17 protein-coding genes are annotated in these 18,666 nt (G+C 39.1%); all 17 read right to left on the bottom strand.

The features are described from left to right. Window positions 1–623 precede the first annotated feature (623 nt). Window positions 624–4,367 (bottom strand): single-stranded-DNA-specific exonuclease RecJ, encoded by a 3,744-nt coding sequence (recJ, locus tag Q7U95_RS07475; RefSeq protein WP_308753288.1) that lies wholly within the window; start codon window positions 4,365–4,367, stop codon window positions 624–626. A 24-nt stretch (window positions 4,368–4,391) separates the two neighbouring features. Next, complete coding sequence (locus Q7U95_RS07470) at window positions 4,392–4,679, bottom strand: LapA family protein (RefSeq protein ID WP_308753286.1); 288 nt, start codon at window positions 4,677–4,679, stop codon at window positions 4,392–4,394. 13 nt (window positions 4,680–4,692) lie between these two features. Further along, the gene (locus Q7U95_RS07465; RefSeq protein WP_308753284.1) at window positions 4,693–5,040 is read right to left on the bottom strand and encodes a hypothetical protein; all 348 of its coding nucleotides are present in this window, start codon (window positions 5,038–5,040) and stop codon (window positions 4,693–4,695) included. A 132-nt stretch (window positions 5,041–5,172) separates the two neighbouring features. Further along, complete coding sequence (gene secF / locus Q7U95_RS07460) at window positions 5,173–6,048, bottom strand: protein translocase subunit SecF (RefSeq protein ID WP_308753282.1); 876 nt, start codon at window positions 6,046–6,048, stop codon at window positions 5,173–5,175. Next, the gene (secD, locus tag Q7U95_RS07455) at window positions 6,045–7,307 is read right to left on the bottom strand and encodes a protein translocase subunit SecD (RefSeq protein ID WP_308753280.1); all 1,263 of its coding nucleotides are present in this window, start codon (window positions 7,305–7,307) and stop codon (window positions 6,045–6,047) included. The genes secF and secD overlap by 4 nt, the downstream gene beginning before the upstream one ends. 15 nt (window positions 7,308–7,322) lie before the next feature. Further along, window positions 7,323–8,003: an HD domain-containing protein gene (locus Q7U95_RS07450; RefSeq protein WP_308753278.1), complete on the bottom strand. Its 681-nt coding sequence runs from the start codon at window positions 8,001–8,003 to the stop codon at window positions 7,323–7,325. Window positions 8,004–8,065: 62 nt separating this feature from the next. Next, window positions 8,066–8,323, bottom strand: coding sequence for a preprotein translocase subunit YajC (yajC, locus tag Q7U95_RS07445; protein WP_308753275.1), 258 nt, complete (start codon window positions 8,321–8,323; stop codon window positions 8,066–8,068). A 76-nt stretch (window positions 8,324–8,399) separates the two neighbouring features. Next, window positions 8,400–9,509: a tRNA guanosine(34) transglycosylase Tgt gene (gene tgt / locus Q7U95_RS07440; protein WP_308753273.1), complete on the bottom strand. Its 1,110-nt coding sequence runs from the start codon at window positions 9,507–9,509 to the stop codon at window positions 8,400–8,402. Window positions 9,510–9,618: 109 nt separating this feature from the next. Then, window positions 9,619–10,656: a tRNA preQ1(34) S-adenosylmethionine ribosyltransferase-isomerase QueA gene (gene queA / locus Q7U95_RS07435; RefSeq protein WP_308753271.1), complete on the bottom strand. Its 1,038-nt coding sequence runs from the start codon at window positions 10,654–10,656 to the stop codon at window positions 9,619–9,621. Window positions 10,657–10,659: 3 nt separating this feature from the next. Then, window positions 10,660–10,887 (bottom strand): DUF2905 domain-containing protein, encoded by a 228-nt coding sequence (locus tag Q7U95_RS07430; RefSeq protein ID WP_308753269.1) that lies wholly within the window; start codon window positions 10,885–10,887, stop codon window positions 10,660–10,662. A gap of 263 nt (window positions 10,888–11,150) precedes the next feature. Further along, window positions 11,151–11,684, bottom strand: a complete 534-nt coding sequence (locus Q7U95_RS07425; protein WP_308753267.1) for an epoxyqueuosine reductase QueH — start codon at window positions 11,682–11,684, stop codon at window positions 11,151–11,153. Window positions 11,685–11,693: 9 nt separating this feature from the next. Beyond that, complete coding sequence (locus tag Q7U95_RS07420) at window positions 11,694–12,764, bottom strand: DUF763 domain-containing protein (protein ID WP_308753265.1); 1,071 nt, start codon at window positions 12,762–12,764, stop codon at window positions 11,694–11,696. Between the two features lie 305 nt (window positions 12,765–13,069). Next, complete coding sequence (locus Q7U95_RS07415) at window positions 13,070–14,929, bottom strand: glucosyl-3-phosphoglycerate synthase (RefSeq protein WP_308753263.1); 1,860 nt, start codon at window positions 14,927–14,929, stop codon at window positions 13,070–13,072. A 105-nt stretch (window positions 14,930–15,034) separates the two neighbouring features. Continuing rightward, window positions 15,035–16,051 (bottom strand): Holliday junction branch migration DNA helicase RuvB, encoded by a 1,017-nt coding sequence (gene ruvB / locus Q7U95_RS07410; protein ID WP_308753261.1) that lies wholly within the window; start codon window positions 16,049–16,051, stop codon window positions 15,035–15,037. Between the two features lie 48 nt (window positions 16,052–16,099). Beyond that, window positions 16,100–16,690 carry a Holliday junction branch migration protein RuvA gene (gene ruvA, locus Q7U95_RS07405; RefSeq protein ID WP_308753259.1) on the bottom strand — a complete coding sequence of 197 codons (591 nt, stop codon included), beginning with the start codon at window positions 16,688–16,690 and terminating at the stop codon, window positions 16,100–16,102. Window positions 16,691–16,870: 180 nt separating this feature from the next. Continuing rightward, entirely contained in the window at window positions 16,871–17,365 is a 495-nt protein-coding gene (ruvC, locus tag Q7U95_RS07400) for a crossover junction endodeoxyribonuclease RuvC (RefSeq protein ID WP_308753257.1), read from the bottom strand. Between the two features lie 101 nt (window positions 17,366–17,466). Beyond that, window positions 17,467–18,228: a YebC/PmpR family DNA-binding transcriptional regulator gene (locus tag Q7U95_RS07395; RefSeq protein ID WP_308753255.1), complete on the bottom strand. Its 762-nt coding sequence runs from the start codon at window positions 18,226–18,228 to the stop codon at window positions 17,467–17,469. Window positions 18,229–18,666: the final 438 nt, after the last annotated feature.

Raw genomic sequence — 18,666 nt, 5'->3', positions numbered from 1 at the left:
TTCGAGTCCTATGTGGGTTAAATAAAAAAATGCCTAACTAGCAGGCATTTTATGTCAAAATATGATGGTGGGGCCAGTAGGACTATCTTCGAACCCATCCGAGAGTATATTACCAAAAATCCGATAGATGAGAAAGTATTGGATTTGTTGCTTGAGGTGGCATAACTTATTAATATACCGAATTCCACAATCTACAGTTAAAATTCAAGTCAGAATAGAGTTTCCCTCTAAAAATTCCCGAAAATTGTAGATAAAATGCTTTAAAATCCATAAATGTCGTCCAGAGGACGATTATCCTTTGGATAATTCCATAAAATACGCATTATTTCGTAATATACAACGTTCCATGCCCGATACCTTTTTTAAATGAAAAAATAAGAATGAAAAACGATATTTTAAAATTAAAAATGTTTAAAACAAAACACAATTAACAATCATACTATCAACTGCCAACCAAAAGCTAATGGTGACCAGTTATTTACGAGATTGCCGCGCTCCCTTCGGTCACTCGCAATGACCAGCTATGCCAAAAGTCATTATTTTTTGCTTTTTAGAACCCGGTGAGTTATTTATGGGCAACCTTCCTGCAGCAGGCAGGCCGATTAAACCGGTGGTTTATAATACTAACCTTCCAACCAGTCCTTAGGGTAAATTGGCTGGTTTATCATGGAGAGCAAATCTTCTTCCGAACTTTCTAAAACCCACTTTTTAAACTCACTAAACAGCGCTTTTTCGTCTTGCCCTTCTTCATGTCTGATTGAATCGGAGAGTGACAGCTTTTCCTTTGAACCACAAAGCTTAATTCGTCTCGAAAGGCCATTTCCGGAAACCTCAACTAAACCCAATTCTCTAAATATTTTGAGACCGGCGGACACACCTTTTTCATTTAAAAAAGTTCTGCCGAAAATCTCAACCTCGCTTAAAATATCCTTATTAGTAAGCTCAAACCCTTCGGGCGACCCCTTTGAAATATTCTTCAAAGCCCTGTAAAGGTTAACCAGCTCTTTTCTGGAGGGAGCCATAGATTCAAGAATTAACCTGTTTATTTTGGCATCCTTCTCACCAAACAAAACGTGGATATTTGACTCTTCATCGTCTCTGCCTGCTCGGCCACTCTGTTGATTGTAAGTTATAAAACTAAAGGGCATGTGATAAAGAAAGATGTTGCGGATATCCGGGATATTTACCCCCTCGCCAAAAGCGCTCGTGGATACCACCGTTAAGAAATCACCGTTCCTAAACCCTTCTTCAACTTCACACCTCAAGCTTGAATCCATACCCGCGTTATAATAGACGATTTTATTTCTCAGATGAGGCACGGATTCTCTAAGCGCAGAGGCAATTTTAACGCTCTGTTCCCTGCTGTTCACATAGATAATTGACTTCTCTTGTTGAGCTATGACATCTTTTATATAAAAGTCTTTTTTCCTTATCCCTCTCTTATCAATTAATCTTAAATTTTTCCTCACGTTCGGGTCGATAACAACCTTTTCTATCCCCAATGTTTTATATATAGTTGGAGCAACCGTCTCTCCGGCCGTAGCTGTTATAGCAAGAACTAAAGGATTTCCCATCGAGGTTATAACTTCATTTAACCGGCCATAGAGCGGCCTGTGAAGCTGAGAAGACGTACTTACATGATGACTCTCATCAACCACCAAAAAACCTATCCTCTTCTTTAATTTATCGAACTCAAACTTGTTATGATAGATAAACTCCGGCGTAGTTAAAACAACGTGAGCTTCTCCCAAAGCAAGCGCGGCAAAAATACTTTCTCTTTCATCAAAATCCACATCACCGGAAAGGAAAACAACGTTTAAACCAATTTCACTAAAAACCTGCTTTAAATAACAGTGCTGGTCATTTATGAGAGATCTTAAAGGATATAAAATAACTGAAATTTTGTTATCCTTGATGGCTTCAATGGCAGAAAAAATATGAAATATTGCCGACTTTCCCCTGCCCGTGCCCATAATCGCCAAGCAATTTTTTCCTTGTAACAAATTTCCAAGCGCTTCTTTCTGCTTCTCGCGCAATTTATTTCCATTTAAAAATCTTTTGGCAAGTTCGTTTACAAGCTTTGGTTTATCGAGATTTTTGAGTTCTTCGGGCACCAATGATACAGCTCCCTGCTCGATAGCCCCATCAATCTTCTTCTTTCTGACCAAAATATTTACGCCAAGATGTTTATCCGCCTCTTTTCCGGTAACTTCAGTAACTTTTCCCTCGTATTCGCAGCCCGAATCCATAACAAGAGCAAGATGTTTAGCCATTGCCGATTTTATGTAGCCCAAATTATTTCCATTCTCATCATCTACGCGAATTGCGTTTTCGTCATGCGGATTATCCGGTTCACGTATTAAATCTAAACGAGTTCCCGCTTCAAGGTTTGCTAAAATAGCCTGGCGCCCCTCAAATGTAACTCCGGCAACTTTGGAGTAGAAAGAATCCGCGTCACCTATATTTTTATAATCCTCATCCTTGATTATTTCAGACGCATCGGCAAACAGCTTCTCAACAAAATCATCCCTGCCTCCGATGGCAGGCAGTTTCGTTGCTTCTTTAAGAATCTTTAAATCCACCAGCTTCAACTGCAATTCTTCCCGGCCGTTCCACTTATTTTTATCGAGTGTAAACGCCAAGTCGACATTTACCGGCTGATAATCTTTTTCAAAACTATCCTTTGGATAATCCTTTAAATAATTAAAACCGATACCTGAGATGCTTGTTCCATTTCCGATAACTGAAAATTTTAAATGCTTTCCATCCCCAACATAATTCAAATTGCTTAATAAGGTATTTTTTAAAGATAAAACCGGAGTTGGGTTTCCGATGCCAAAAGGTGAGAGCAACTCAATCTCTTTTAATAAGGTTTTATCAACTTGAGAGATGTGTAAATCCAAGTCTATGGATAATTTAGGAATCAAGTCAGATTCATCGAGCGTTTCACTTGCTATTTGATTTATTTTTTCTCTGAAGGAACCGAGATGTTTCGCCGAAAGCGAAAGGCCGGCAGCGCAAGCGTGGCCACCATAGCGCTCCAAAAACTCATCACACTTAGTTAAAGCATCAAAAAGGTGAAACCCTGAAATACTTCTTCCTGAGCCGTTAGCTTTATCGCCTTTAATGCTAAAAAGGATTGTTGGACGAAAATACTTATTAACCAGTCTCGACGCAACAATTCCCTTAACCCCTTCGTGCCAATTCTCAGACGCCAAGACTATAACCTTTTCTTTATCCAAATCTACTTCTTTTTCAACCATTTCAAGGGCTTGATTTAATATTTTTTCTTCTATCGACTGTCTTTCTTTGTTTTTTTCATCTAAATACTTAGCAGTTTTTTTCGCAAACTCAATATCCTCGGTTAATAACAATTCAACACACTTGCCGGCATTCGTCATACGGCCTCCGGCATTCAGGCGAGGAGCCAGCCAATACCCAACCTGTCCGGCTGTAATTTCCTTATCATTTAGACCCGAAACTTCTTTAAGGGCAATTAAGCCCGGCTTTTTTGTCGCGTTTAAAATTTTTAAACCATTTTTTACAATTACTCTGTTTTCTCCCGACAAAGGGACCATATCGGCAACGGTTCCAAGAGCAACTAAATCCAGATTATCAGTCAAAAGCTGATAATCCTCTGGATTATCATCAAACTTTATGTCAGCATTCAAGTCTTCACACAACGCTTGAACAAGTTTAAAAGCAACTCCCACGCCCGCAAGTTCCGAATAAGGATATCGCCGTGCTTGCCGGCAGGCTGGCAGACCGGTATCCGGCACGCGGACATCTTGCTTGGGGTCTATCACCGACAATGCTTTAGGAATGTTCTCTCCGGGCAAGTGGTGGTCGGTTATGATAATATCTAAGCCAATCTTTGAGGCGTAATCAACTTCCTCTATAGCCGTAATGCCGCAGTCTACGGTTATGACTAAAGAGGAGCCGGCCTCTTCCAATTTTTTTAAAGCCGATTTATTTAAGCCGTAACCCTCTTCAAAGCGACTTGGAATATAAAAGTTAACATCTGCCTCAAGTTTTTTCAGCACCGAAACCACGAGAGCCGTGCTGGTAATCCCGTCAACATCAAAATCACCGTAAACAGTTATTTTTTCATTTTTTGAGATGGCTGTTTTTATTCGATTTACCGCAAGCGACATTCCTGACATTAAAAAGGGATTGTTGAGATGAGATAAAGAAGGATATAAAAATAGTTTCGCTTCTTCAGATGAAGTAATATTTCGATTTACGAGAAGGCCGGCAACAATCTTGGAGATACCGAGTTCTTTAGAGAGTAAATTACATACCTCAGAATGAGGTATTGAGGTTTTCCATATTTTTCTACCAGAAAATGAGTATTTGCTCGGTGGCACCCGCTCCTCCCACGTAAAGCAAGATTAGTCTGTAACTTCAGGTTCCGTTTCTTTGGATTCCTGAATTTCTTTCTTGAGGTCGTTCAGTTCTTTCTTCTGTCCCCTGAGCTGAGCCTTGACTTTCCATATACTTTGCAAACTAGCAAGTATCCCTAAAACAGCACCCACTATGACAGATACGACGATAACAAGAGCTAAAGACACATTGGCTTGCCCAAACAAATAAGAAATGCTAATAATAGCCACGTTTTCAATAGCAAACAACGTAACTCCAAGGATTAAGATTAGAATAAGAATTAAAATCCACTGCATTTTTATTTCTCCTTTAAGACTTTCCGGATTTAAGAATCACTGATATAACCCAAACCCCCAAAAACACCACAACGACAAACCAAGCAATATTAAAAGCGCTATTATCCAAACGTATCGCAAATAGAGCCGAACCAATAATAATGGCAGAAATCACTAAACTCGCGGCCAAAATATCTAATTTAGAGTATAGCTTTTCCAAACCAATATGCCTATACCTTATTTGAAATTCTCCATCCTTTGCTTGATTTAATATTTCGTGCAGTTGCTTTGGATAATCGAGTGCGTAAAAAGCATATTTCCTAATTTCTTCATAGATTTCATCCAGTACGAACACTCCGTTAAGCGAAGGAGATTCGAACATCTGCGGGTCGCACTATGAGAGTGAACAAGTAGACGCGGCTTACATGCAGTCCGGATAAACCATTGGTTTGTGGCACTAATAAATATCTTACATCAATTTATTGATGTCGAGCATATATCCCAACTTATTCAATTAAGCTTTTGAGGGACGATACTTAGGTTCACGTTCTTTCCAAATAGCAAGAATAGGACTGGCAATAAAAATTGAAGAATAAGTTCCCGCAATTAAGCCGATGGCAAGAATCAGAGCAAAATCCTTTAATGTCTCGCCGCCAAACATCAACAAACAAATTACAGGCAACAACGAAGTTAAAGATGTATTTATGGATCTCATAAAAACTTGATTTACAGAATCGTTGACCATATCCGAATATCTTTTCCTGCCTAAATATTTAGTATTCTCACGAATCCGGTGAAAAACAACAATAGTATCGTAGAGCGAATATCCCAGAATTGTAAGAAGACCCGCAATTGTGTTTGGCGTTACTTCTCTGCCAAATAAAGCATATAATCCAACGGCAATTATAACATCGTGAAAAAGAGCGGCAACCGCCGAAAATGCCATTTTATATTCAAAACGCAAACTTATATATATTAAAATTGTTATAAGTGATGCCACAAGAGCAAGAAACGCCCCTTTAGTAACTTGTGCTCCCCACCCCGGGCCAACATTTTGAATATCGCGAACTTCCTTTATTCCAAAATTTTTCTCAAAGTCTTTAAGAATTTCCCCCTGTGTTTTTTGCTCAATTCTTTTAGAACGGATAAGAAATTCATTTTCTTCCGAATGCTGAATAACACTGTCAGCTAAATCATATTTTCGAAGAACATCGCGAACATTAGAAACTGTGGTCGTTTTTTCAAATTTAATATCAAGAAATGTTCCGCCTTTAAAGTCTATCCCCGGCTTAATTCCAAGAATTAAAACAGCAATAACGCTTATCGATATCACAATGCCGGACAGAGTAAACCAAACCTTTTTTCGTCCCATCAAATTTAGCTTCATCATTTCGTCTCCCTTTTTGCCCCAATAAGCAGAGGATTACTAAAAAACTTAAACTGTGCCATCAAAATAAGCATGGGGCGAGTAAAGAAAAACGCGGTAAAGAGATCAATTAAAACTCCTATAATTAGAGTAAAAGCAAACCCTCGAACAGGACCAATCGCCAAAAGATAGAGAAAAATTACCGCTACCAGCGTCACGAGGTCCGCGTCAAGCATAGTCTTAATTGCATGACTAAAACCGGTTTCGGCAGCCATACGCACTGTTCTGCCGCCCTTTACTTCTTCTTTAAACCTCTCAAAAATAACAATACTGGAGTCTGCCGCTAAACCTATGCTTAAAATCATTCCGGCAATTCCGGGAAGAGTTAAAGTCCACATGAATGCTTTCCCGATAATGGCAATTAAACCCCAGAACAATGTACCGAATACAATAAGAGCAAACGTTGTAATAAGCCCTAACCCTCTGTAATAAATAATCATATATAACACGACTAACATTAAACCAATAATTCCAGCAATCAATCCAGCTCTTAAGGAGTCTCTTCCAAGTGTGGGCCCAACAACCCTATTCTCAGAGATTTCAAGATTTACAGGAAGCGCCCCTGTTTGGAGAACGAGCGCGAGACTTTTGGCTTCATCAACTGTGAAATTTCCGGTTATTTCCGCGCTTCCCCCGGATATTTTTGCTTGAACTGTTGGGGCTGACATTATGGCACCATCCAACACAATGGCCAGTTGTTGGCCAATTATTTCTCCTGTTACCTCCTCAAACTTCTTTGCCCCTTCAGCCGTAAACTTCATTTCAACCTTTGCGTTATTAAACTCGTCAAATCCAACGGAAGCATCAGAAAGTGCCTTTCCGGTCATTAGCGTCGAGCCAAGCATTATCTTATCTTCTTCTTGGGAAACAACAGGTTTAAATTCCAAGAGAGCGGTTTTTCCAATAATGTCTAAAGCTTTTTGCGGATCTTCTATCCCCGGAAGCTGAACTAAAATATTGTTTGACCCTTGTCTTTGAATCTGTGGCTCAGACACTCCAAGCTTGTCAACCCTCTCCCGAATGATAAGCATAGCTTGCTCCATAGAGTCCTCGGTAATTGGAGCTTCTTTAGTTCCTTTCGCGGTTAACAAAACGCTTAAGCCGCCTTTTAAATCCAATCCCAACTTAGTAGATTCAGCAGGCGGAACTATAGAATAAATTGCTATACAAATTAATATAAAAACAAATGACAATGAAAGTATATTTTTGGTTCTGGAACGCAAATTTATCCCCCTCAGCTATAAAAGTTGCACATTATTTATTACTAAACAAAATTGACAATTTAAAATCTCGGCCGCTTTTCTACACATGATCATACGAGATAAAAATATTTCAAAATACTCCATCACTTTGCTAATTTTCGTATCAATTTTAATTTCAAGAGTAATTGTCTTTTTTTCAGAATCTACTTTTAAAAAGGATTTTTCGGCAGCATAATTTACTCTGTCATGGATATCACCAATTCTGTCTACCTTATTCTTATCCTTCTCCCGCACTCGGCTACGATGAACATCAGCTTTATCTCCTATAACCAAGGCAGCAGCTAAAGGATGAGTTGCCCACCCGTATTCTTCTTCGTGATTGCCTACCGAGTTCATAATTAACCCAATTTCTTCTTTGGGCATATCCATCTTTTCAAGAATATCTTTTGCCAAAATAGCCGAAGATACACCATGGTTCTGACGGCTAATAGCATTCCCTATATCATGAAGATATCCGGCCATAGCTCCAAGCTCAGCATCTCTTTCCGGATAGCCTAACCGCTTAAGAATATTGTGGACTATATGGCCAACTAAATTTGCATGCCTGGGCCCATGTTCGGTATAGCCCATATAACCCGTAAACTTATCAGCCATTTCTAAATATATAGCAACAGACTCATTTTTCTTCAAATCATCTAAAGTTATTCTATTTTCCATAAGTTTATCTTTTAATAACATGAGTTAAAAAGTAACAAAAATTAGAGAATTCAGCAAGAAAATTATTTTTTTTGAGCAATTGAATTCCTGGCAAACTTAACTACAATTTTGTCGGCAACTTCCAAAGAGACGGTATCGTCCGTAATGGATTTTATAACTCCGTAGACACCACCAGTTGAAACAACCTTATCTCCCACCTTTAACGCGGAAATAAGTTGCCTGTGCTGTTTCGCTTTTAGTTGCTGGGGACGAATTAACAAAAAATAGAAAATCGCAATAAGAAAAATGATGTAGGCAAAAGACATTGTAGACTGTGACAAACTAACCACTCCTTTAAATTAAAGATATTAAGTTTTTTTCTTCAACAATTTTAAGTAAATTCCTTTATTCTTTAATTTATCTCTGATATTGCTCGTTGAACAATGCTTTGAAATCCAAAAATGAATCTTCCTGTATCGCAATTCTAGCATGGTCCATTAAATTAAAGATAAAACTAAGATTATGCCACGTTAGAAGCCTTAAAGCCAAGATTTCACCAATTTTAAAGAGGTGCCTAAGGTAAGCCCTTGAAAAATTCCGGCAAACATAACAATCGCAATTGGAGTCCAATGGCCCGAAATCTTTTTCGTAAAGCGCGTTTTTAATATTAAGCCTGCCGGTTGAAATAAATACAGTTCCGTTGCGAGCAATCCGGGTGGGTAGCACACAATCAAACATATCTATACCTAAACCTATCGCTTCTAAAATACTCGTGGGATTACCGACTCCCATAAGATAACGCAGTTTATTATTAGGTAAAAAAGAAACGGTCTCGTTAAGTACCTCGAGCATCAAGTCATGGGGTTCTCCTACGCTGAAACCACCGATTCCATATCCGCGAAAATCTATTTCGACAGTATTTTGAGCACTATATTCCCTTAAATCTCGATGAACTCCACCCTGAACTATTCCAAAAAGTGCTTGCTCCTCAGAGTGATGACTTTTTTTACAACGCTTTGCCCATTGCAAACTCCGTTCGACTGCTTCTTTAACATGTTTTTTTTCTGAGGGATAAGGAGGACACTCATCCAGGGCCATGATAATATCCGCCCCCAAATCATTTTGAATTTCAATTGCCATCTCCGGAGTTAAAAAATGAGAAGAGCCATCAATTATCGATTTAAAATTTACACCTTCATCAGTAACCTTGAGTGTTTTTCCGAGACTAAAAACCTGAAACCCTCCGCTATCAGTAAGAATCGGTTTATTCCAACTCATAAAATTATGCAAGCCGCCCGCCTCTTTTATGAGTTTGTGTCCCGGTCGAAGATACAGGTGGTAAGTATTGGATAAAATTATTTGAGCGCCGATTTTCTTTAGCTCATCGGGTGACATTGTTTTTACCGCCGCCCTGGTTCCAACCGGCATAAAAACAGGAGTGTTAATTATACCATGCGTGGTAATCATCTTACCGGCTCTCGCGCCACAATTTTTATCTGTATGTTTTAGTTTAAAATCAAAAGCCATAGAACCTCCACTAAGTCGTGAGTCGTTAGTAAGGAGTCGGGAGTAATTTTTTAAATTCTCTTCTTTCTTCTCTGCCAACAACTAACCACTACCGACTACCCACTATCAACTAAATAATGAGCATCGCGTCGCCAAAACTAAAAAACCGGTATTTTTTATCGATTGCTTCTTTGTAAGCCCTCATAATTAAATCATGCCCCGCAAAAGCCGAAACCAACATTAACAACGTTGATTTAGGAAGATGAAAATTTGTAATCAAAGCATCCACTATTTTAAACTCATATCCCGGATAAATAAACAAATCCGTAACCCCTCCACCCGCTTTCACTACATATTTTTTCTTTTGACTCTGTATCGCGGATGATTCCAGTACTCTAACCGAGGTAGTTCCAACGGCCACCACTCTTTTTCCTTTCAAAATTGTCTTATTTATAATATCAGCCGACTCTTCGGTTAACTTAAAGCGCTCTTTGTGAATTTCGTGCTCTTCAATATTTTCCGTTTTTACCGGACGAAATGTATCCAACCCAACTTCTAATGTTACAGTAGCGAAACGAACTCCCTTTTCTTTAAGCTCATCCATAAAAACAGGCGTAAAATGCAAACCGGCAGTGGGAGCAGCAACCGATTTTTCTTCCTTAGAATAAATAGTTTGATAACGCTCCGGTTCTTTTAAACTACGATGCACATAAGGCGGAAGAGGAACTTCGCCAACTTTTTTTAAAATTTCCTTAAAATTTCCCTCATATTCAAAACGAACAATTCGTTTACCACCAGAAAGACGGCCCTCAATTTCTCCAATTAAAATTCCATCTTTAAATATAACTTTCGTGCCCGGTTGAAGCCGACGCCCCGGTTTAACAAGCGCCTCCCAACGACCCTCTTTAAGTTCGGTGAGAAGAAAAATTTCCGCCTTGCCCCCGGTTTTATCTTTTACTCCCTTAAGCCGAGCCGGAAGAACGCGCGTATCATTTATGACAAGGCAATCTCCTGCTTGCAAAAATTCAGCAATATCTCTAAAGGTTTTATGTTCAATTTTATTTACGCCTCTGTCAACAACTATAAGACGCGAACTATCCCTGGACTCAATAGGTTTTTGGGCTATTAATTCAGCAGGTAAACAATAATTGAAATCAGAAGTTTTCATAAATCACCGTCTTAAGAAAAAAAAGATTAGATTGATAATTACAGTTAAGATGATGCTTATGACAATGCAAGTTACTATAGGAAAATAAAAACTAAACTCATTTTTTTTATAAAATATATCGCCGGGGAGACCTTTGAAACCAACTCTCCCGGCAAGATAAAAAAGACTGCCTATAACAAAAAGCACGATTGCAAATATTAAAATTATTTTTCCTATTGTTTCAAAGTTCACGCGCAACTCCTGTAAGTTGCCAGTTATAAGCTGCCAGACGCCAGCCACCAGCTATAAGCAATAAGTTATAAGGATTAAGCTCTTAACCTGTACAATTGCTCCTTAATCCTAATTCCTACTTTACCCTATACCCTATCAGTCGGAAGTCTCTTAGTCCCGCCAGAGGCGGGCAAGCGGGAGTCGGCAGTGACTTAAATAAAAATGTAAAACTGAAGACTTTATTAACTTTTAATTATAGTTTTTACTTTTTCATTCTCCATTTTTCATTTCTTTTTACCATAACGCTCCCATTCACTAAACAAGCATCCGCAATATTTTTGCATGTATAAGTCCATCTCTCTTGCTTTTTCGTGACTCTCCTTAAAACCTTCCCTAAAATCTTTAAACAAAAAATCAGCACCAACCTCGTGAGCTATTTTGTCTCCAATTTTTTTTATTAGCTCAAGCGATTGATACGGACTTATAGTTAATGTTGTTGTAAATGCGTCAAAGCCGTTCTTTTTAGCTGTTTCGGCCGTTTTCCTCAAACGCAAATTATAACAAATAGAGCATCTTTCGTCCTCGTGAAAAGCCACTCTTCGAAAATATTCCTCAAGTTCATATTCGCCAACAATCAAAGGAATATTTAATTCCTCGCAGCATTTCCGAACAGACTTTAGCCGTTCTTTGTATTCTCTGAAGGGATGAGTATTGGGATTATAGTAAAAACAGGTTACTTCATAGCCTTCTTTAACTAACTTTTCATAAGAATATATTAAACAAGGAGCACAACACGCATGTAAAAGAATTTTTGCCATTTTTAACTCCTACCCACCGTAGTTTCCTAACCTTCTAAAAGCCTGCAGTTTTTCTTCCCGTCCAACTTTAGCATGTGAAACTGCAGTCCTCAAAATCTCTATGGATTTATCATATGTAGTCCTATCGACCGGATAAGGATGTCCGTCTTTTCCCCCGTGAGCAAAACTATAGCGCACCGGATCTTTAAAGCTCGGCTTAACCCCGTAAACAAGCTCGGATATTAAACTTAATGCCCTAATGGTCTTGGGACCAACTCCCGGCATCGCAAGAAGTGTCTTAAAATCCTCGGGCTGCCTCTCATAGGTCTTAAGAAAGATCTTCTCAATCCTATCAGGATTTATATCGCCAACCTTTACTGAATGACGGGCAGGCAGTTCAAGTGTCTTGATTCTTTTGAGCTCCTTGACCAGGGTTTCTGGCTTTTCCCTGGAAAGCGAGGCCGTTACTTCTCTTGCCTCCTCACTTTCTTTGGCCACTAAATTTAAAGAGGGATTTTTCTTATCACAACATATTGCGGAATGAGGTTCATTTACAAAATCATTAACCTTCTCGCCCAGCCAGTGGTATCTTCTCGCGTATAAATTTACCTCATTCATCCCTTGTTGAACCACGGCCCATGAACCTTCCTTGGTAAAAATGAAGCAGTGATGATAGAGCTGATACCCATCCTGAAGCGCATTGTTATCTACCTTGGCAGTAATCTTGCTTGTAGATATAAGGATTTTTGGGTCAATCGCAAGAAATCCTTCGGTTTTTTCTATTTCACTTGGGGTCTTACGAGAAGTTGCACCTTTCCCGCCGGCAACAAACAATCCTAAATCAGGCCCGATATCTTTTATCCCTTCTTTAAGAGCACCACAAGTAGTAGTGGTTACCCCGGAGCTGTGCCAGTCAAAACCTAAAACACAACCGAAGGCCTGAAACCAAAACGGGTCGGAGAGCTTTCTAAGCATTTCCTCGGGCCCAAACTCAGTCACAATTACAATGGCTATTTCTCTTGCCAGTTTTGTCATTCTGGAAAAAAGCCACCTGGGGGCTTTGCCACCGTGAAGCGGTAGATTTGCAATACCCGTGCGCATAAGATTCCCTTCTTAAGCTGGATTTAATTTAGTTTATCACAGTTGTTTAAGGTTGTGGAATTAGCGAAAAAACATCACAAAAACAAAGGAATTAACAACCCTTCTAAAATCCCAGTGGAAACATCCCCCAGCTATCAGCCACCTATGAGATTGCCACGTTCCCTTCGGTCTCTCGCAATGACGAACCTATAAGCCATTAGTTTTTATCTTTTAAAACCCAGGGGGGTTATTTGTAGGCAATCCAGAGCTGTTGCCCGCCCACAAAATAAAATTCTTAGGACGAGCAAGAAAATGAAAAAACTAATCTACGATAATTTTTTAAACTTCTCAACGTATTCGGGCATTTCAATCATGGGTGGCCTCATAGTATCTTCTATTTCTTTAACTTCAAGATAAAAATTCTTAGGATCGCGATGAATAAGCTTCATTGACTTATTCATTTCCTGGAGCAAATACACTTTATTTTTCTTCTCAAGCCATTCGATAACCACTTGAAGAATAGCAAAAGACATTTTACTTAAATCTGAAAGACTTTGATTTCTGTGAATCCTCTTAATTAAATCCACTTGGCCAAAAACAGATAAGCCAAATTTTTCTAAAATATTTATCAATAAACCTATTTCAACGCCGTATCCCGTGTAAAAACCAACTTGCTCAAGTGTCTCTCGCCTTCCGGCATATTCACCCGAAAGCGGCTGCACAAGACCCGATAGCTCCGGGAAGAAAAGGTTTATGAGAGGTCTCGCGGTAAGTTCAGTAACTCTTCCTCCGCCTGTTTCGCGAAGTGTGTCTCTAACTTTTATGGGACGACGGTAAAACCCTTTTACATATTTTATCCTTGGATATTTAATAAGTGGCCCAACCAATCCATATACGAAACTTGGAGTGATGTTCTTAATATCTGTATCTATCCAAACAATAATATCGCCATTTAAAGCATAAAGACTTTTCCAAAGCGCCTCCCCTTTCCCCTTTTTTGCTCCCTGAGAAGGCAATATCTCACTATCAACAAGAACCGGTATTCCTAATTTACGAGCAATTTCTTGCGTTCCATCAGTTGAATTGCTATCGATTAGGGCAATTTCGTCAATAAGATGATGCTTATCGTAAAGTTCACTTTTTATAGTATGTATTATTTTACCGACGGTCTCACCCTCGTTTAATGTTGGCAGGCCCAGACTTATTGTAAGCCCTTGTTTTTCTTTTAATTCAACAAGTTCTTCGATATTTGAAAATTCCTCAGCGTGAAAAGTGTTTTCCGCAAACCATCTATCAACGACTTCAGAGATATCTTTTTTGGCCGAATGCAATTTAACGCTCTTCTTCTCTGACTCAAAAATTGGTAACTGCGAAGGGACCCCGGCAATTGCGATAATTGTGGTCGCGTCTAAATTTTTTGCTATCTTTTGAGATATTGGCCCAAAAGGAGTTGTTTTGCCGTCTTTTGTGGAAGCACCCATTATAATAACGTCATAATCTTTGGCAAAATCCAGAATTGTCTTTTCAGTATCGGGAGAAGGTAAAGAAACGATATTTATTTTATCAGCAAAACTTGCTTGCTTTTTTAAATAGTTCTTTAAAGCAGTTTTATCTTTTTGAAATTGCTTGGGAGCGGTGCTTGAAATATGCAAAACCGTTAGAGAAGAACCAAATTTATCGACAATTGAAGTTGCGAGACTCAAACCAAGCTTAGCGTGTACCCCGCCTCTTAAAAGAACAAGTACTTTTTTAAATTCCCCACCCTTGCCGGGTTTAACAATTACAATATCATTAGAAGTTTTCTGTGCAATTTCATCCATCGTGGTTCCGTAAAAACGCCTTTTTCCATCACCTTTTCCATCCCACTCCAGAAAGATTAAGTTGCACCTTTCTTTTTGAGCCGAATTAATTACTTCCTGCCACCCCTGGTGAGAAACTCCAACCAAAGTCTTCATTTCAACTCTTTCTAACTGCCCCGTTTGGGCTAAATCACTTATGATTTTCCTAAACCTTCGCGCGGGAATAGCCCCATAACTAAGTGATAAATCTTTGGGTATTTCGACAACTCCTAAGGCGGTTAATTTGCCTTGATTTTTTGAAATCAACGAAGAAATAATTTTGATAAGGTTCTTATTTATCGTTTTTTTAGTCATAGGCAGTAAAATTCTATTTTCTTTTCTATGCATTTCAACCTCCGATGCCTGAACACTAAAAAAGTGGAGAACAAAGATTTAGATTAGTTTTCAGCTCCCAATTTTTAAACCCCCGGAGCACCTGTAAATTTTAACTCTCTAAAATAGCGCGGGGTTGTCTTCTTTAGGTTTAATTCCAAAATGCTCATACGCTTTCCCGGTAGCTATTCGTCCTCTTGGGGTACGCATCAAAAAACCAAGTTGGAGGAGATATGGTTCATAGACGTCCTCTACAGTATCGGACTCCTCCCCAATAGCAGTAGCAAGTGTGTTAAGCCCAACCGGCTTACCATCAAATTTATCAATTAAGGTCATTAAAATTCTTTGGTCCAGTTTATCTAAACCCTTATTATCAACCTCAAAAAATGAAAGGGCCTCCATGGCTACATCTTTGTTTATAATACCATCACACTTAACTTCAGCATAGTCCCTAACCCTTTTAAGCAGGCGATTTACAACTCGTGGCGTTCCTCTTGAGCGTCTGGCTATTTCGTGTGCCCCCTCTGAATCAATCTTAACTCCCAAGATTGAACCAGAGCGTTTGGTAATTTCTTCAAGTTCCTCAACCGTATAGTAGTCAAGCCGGGCAACAACCCCAAATCTGTCTCTTAAAGGAGAGGTGATTAAACCTGTTCGTGTCGTTGCTCCAACTAAAGTAAAGCGAGGCACTTCTAACCTAAGTGACCTTGCGCTAGGCCCTTTACCAATAATTATATCCAGCTCAAAATCCTCCATAGCCGGGTAAAGAACTTCTTCCACGTTTCTATTTAGGCGGTGGATTTCATCAATAAATAAGACATCTCCAACTTCTAAATTAGTTAAAATGGCTGCTAAGTCTCCAGCTCGTTCAAGAGCCGGCCCGGAAGTAACTTTTATGCTTACATCCATCTCGTTAGCGATAATTCCGGCAAGAGTGGTCTTCCCTAAACCGGGAGGACCGGATAAAAGAACATGGTCTAATGTCTCTTTACGATTTTTAGCTGCTGAAATATACACGCCCAGATGTTCTTTAATTTTCCCCTGGCCAATAAACTCAACCAATCTTTTAGGTCGCAAGTTTTTATCATATTCAATGTCTTCAGGTGTCAAATTTGTAGATAAAATTCTTTCTTCCATAAGCACAACTCCTATATCAAAAAAACTTTTTACCAATAAAGCGCGCAATTAACATTTTGCCAGTTTCTTTAAGGCAAATTTTATCATTTCTTCAGCGGAAAGATTGTTTTTATTAAGGCACCCTTCTAGTGCCTTAGCTGCCTCCATTGTTGAATAGCCAAGGTTAACTAAGGCATCTCTTGCTTCAATGTAAGCAGAATTATTAACCTGCTCAGGTATATTCTCAAAAAAATCAGGGAGTTCAAGTTTTTCTTTTAATTCAAGAATCAACCGTTGAGCTCCTTTTTTACCTATCCCCGGTATTGCGGTTATCATTTCCAAATCACCCATAATAATTGCCTTTCTCAAAGAATCCAAAGAAAGAGCAGAAAGTATTGACAAAGCAATTTTTGGACCAATTTTTGATACTGAGAGTAAATTTAAAAACATCTCTTTTTCTTCTAAAGAATTAAAACCAAAAATCTGCAAAATATCTTCACGCACATGAAGATATGTATGAACACCAGCTATCTCACCTTTTTCAGGCAAATTACGCAAAGAATTACTTGAAACAAAAACTTCAAAACCGATTCCATTTACATCGACCACAATTTTATCTGTCCCTTTTTCTTTAATTTTCCCTTCAAGATATGCAATCATGTCAGCTTCCAGCCCCCAGCTCGTTTTAAATGAAAAAATGAAAATGAAAAATGTAAAACTACCTGCCTGTCAGCCTGCCTGCCGGTAGGCACGGAAATTTAAAATTTAAAATGTTTAAAACAAAACACTATTTGCTATCTGCTATAAGCTATAAGCTATTTGCCATCTTTTACCAACTTCTCACTCCTCATTACCCACTCTGTTCATCTTCCTTGAATGTGCGTGACATATCGCTATAGCTAAAGCATCGGCTGCGTCATCCGGCTTCGGGTATTCTGATAAACACAAAAGAGTTTTTACCATATTTTGAACTTGCAATTTATCGGCTCTTCCGTATCCCACAACGGCTTGTTTCACTTGAAGTGGCGTATAATCCGAAACGGGCAAACCGGCTCTGGCCATTGCCAATAAGGCTACTCCTCTGGCTTGACCAACAGCAAAAACTGTTTTCGCGTTAGAATTAAAAAAAAGACTCTCAACTGCCACTTCTTGTGGATTATACTTGTTAATTAAAATTTCCATCTCTTTAAACACCTTATCAAGTCTAACAGGTAGAGAAAGTTTAGCTTCGGTTCTTATACATCCATAGCTTATTGGTTTTAGTCTATTTCCTTTACAATCAATAACCCCAAACCCGGTAATAGCCAACCCCGGATCTAACCCTAAAATAATCACAAGCAATCCTCATCTTTGTACAATTTGAATATCTTATTCGAACATATGTTTTATTCAATTTTAACACGAGATTTATTAGAAACAATGTTCCGGTTAACAATTTAGGATTCGGCCGCAATTTCATCCATTACTTCATCGGGAATATCAAAGTTTGAATACACCTCTTGAACATCATCATGGTCCTCGAGAACATCCATGAGTTTTAAAGCTTTTTTCGCATCCGCTTTGTTTAATTTGACCATATCTTTGGGCAGCATAGTAATTGTAGCGGAGGAAAATTTAACACCTTTATCTTTCAAAACATCACAAACCGAATTTAAATCTACCGGTTCAGTGATTATTTCGAAATGATCATCCTCGTTTTTTAAATCTTCAGCGCCTGCTTCAAGAGCTATGGAAAGCAAGGTGTCTTCATCTATATTTTCATCTTTGCCTGCTAAAATTACGCCCTTTCTATCAAACATCCATGCCACACAGCCTGTAGTTCCAAGATTTCCGTTGTGTTTCGAAAAAATATTTCTTATATCTGAAGCCGTTCTATTCCGATTATCCGTCATCGCCTCAACCATAACAGCAACCCCGGCGGGCCCATATCCTTCATAGATAATTTTTTCGAAAGCCTCTGCTCCCCCAAGATCACCTGTTCCTTTTTTAATAGCCCGTTCTATATTTGCAGCGGGCATATTGTAATCCTTCGCCTTTTGAAGAGCTAAAGCAAGAGAAGAATTGCCACTAATATCCCCTCCACCTTCTCGGGCAGCAACAGTTATATACCTGGATAATTTGCTAAATATTTTACCTTTCTTTACATCTTCTTTTGACTTTTTGTGCTTAATTGAATGCCACTTTGAATGTCCTGACATACGACTATCTCCTTTCTTTTGAATCCATAATCATCTTAACAAAAGTTTCTAAAATTAGCCAAATTCCAAAAAACAGCCATCAGTTGCCAGTCTCCAGGAAAATCAAAAGAGCTTTTAAATATTTTGGTTTTTAAAACCCCGTGGGCCGAGTAGATAGCGACTCTCCAGAGGCGGGCAGGCCCTCCACAGGCGGGCAAGCATATGAGCACGCTTTTTTATACGCCATATCATTTTTAGGCGCCGTGCCTACCGGCAGGCAGGGAGAAATAAATTGTGAGGGAAATGAGCCGAAGCTGTTTGAGCTCCGATTTATCGGAGCGAGTTCTGCCGTGCCTACCGCCGTGCCCGCCGCTGGCGAGGCTGGCAAGCAGGCACCTGAACAACCGTTATTTCGGAGCCGTCAAAAAATGATCGGCCGCCCTTCTTTTGCTTCGTTTT

The organism is Candidatus Oleimmundimicrobium sp., from assembly GCF_030651595.1.
Lineage (GTDB): Bacteria > Actinomycetota > Aquicultoria > UBA3085 > Oleimmundimicrobiaceae > JAUSCH01.
The sequence above is the reverse complement of the archived record's forward strand: the minus strand, read 5'-3'. Positions and strand labels throughout refer to the sequence as shown.

What these genes read in the sequence shown, in the direction of transcription:
- Q7U95_RS07470 (WP_308753286.1), bottom strand. Translation starts at nt 4,679, where the DNA reads ATGCAGTGGATTTTAATTCTTATTCTAATCTTAATCCTTGGAGTTACG.
- Q7U95_RS07465 (WP_308753284.1), bottom strand. Translation starts at nt 5,040, where the DNA reads ATGTTCGAATCTCCTTCGCTTAACGGAGTGTTCGTACTGGATGAAATC.
- secF (WP_308753282.1), bottom strand. Translation starts at nt 6,048, where the DNA reads ATGATGAAGCTAAATTTGATGGGACGAAAAAAGGTTTGGTTTACTCTG.
- Q7U95_RS07450 (WP_308753278.1), bottom strand. Translation starts at nt 8,003, where the DNA reads ATGGAAAATAGAATAACTTTAGATGATTTGAAGAAAAATGAGTCTGTT.
- tgt (WP_308753273.1), bottom strand. Translation starts at nt 9,509, where the DNA reads ATGGCTTTTGATTTTAAACTAAAACATACAGATAAAAATTGTGGCGCG.
- queA (WP_308753271.1), bottom strand. Translation starts at nt 10,656, where the DNA reads ATGAAAACTTCTGATTTCAATTATTGTTTACCTGCTGAATTAATAGCC.
- Q7U95_RS07425 (WP_308753267.1), bottom strand. Translation starts at nt 11,684, where the DNA reads ATGGCAAAAATTCTTTTACATGCGTGTTGTGCTCCTTGTTTAATATAT.
- Q7U95_RS07420 (WP_308753265.1), bottom strand. Translation starts at nt 12,764, where the DNA reads ATGCGCACGGGTATTGCAAATCTACCGCTTCACGGTGGCAAAGCCCCC.
- Q7U95_RS07415 (WP_308753263.1), bottom strand. Translation starts at nt 14,929, where the DNA reads ATGCATAGAAAAGAAAATAGAATTTTACTGCCTATGACTAAAAAAACG.
- ruvB (WP_308753261.1), bottom strand. Translation starts at nt 16,051, where the DNA reads ATGGAAGAAAGAATTTTATCTACAAATTTGACACCTGAAGACATTGAA.
- ruvA (WP_308753259.1), bottom strand. Translation starts at nt 16,690, where the DNA reads ATGATTGCATATCTTGAAGGGAAAATTAAAGAAAAAGGGACAGATAAA.
- Q7U95_RS07395 (WP_308753255.1), bottom strand. Translation starts at nt 18,228, where the DNA reads ATGTCAGGACATTCAAAGTGGCATTCAATTAAGCACAAAAAGTCAAAA.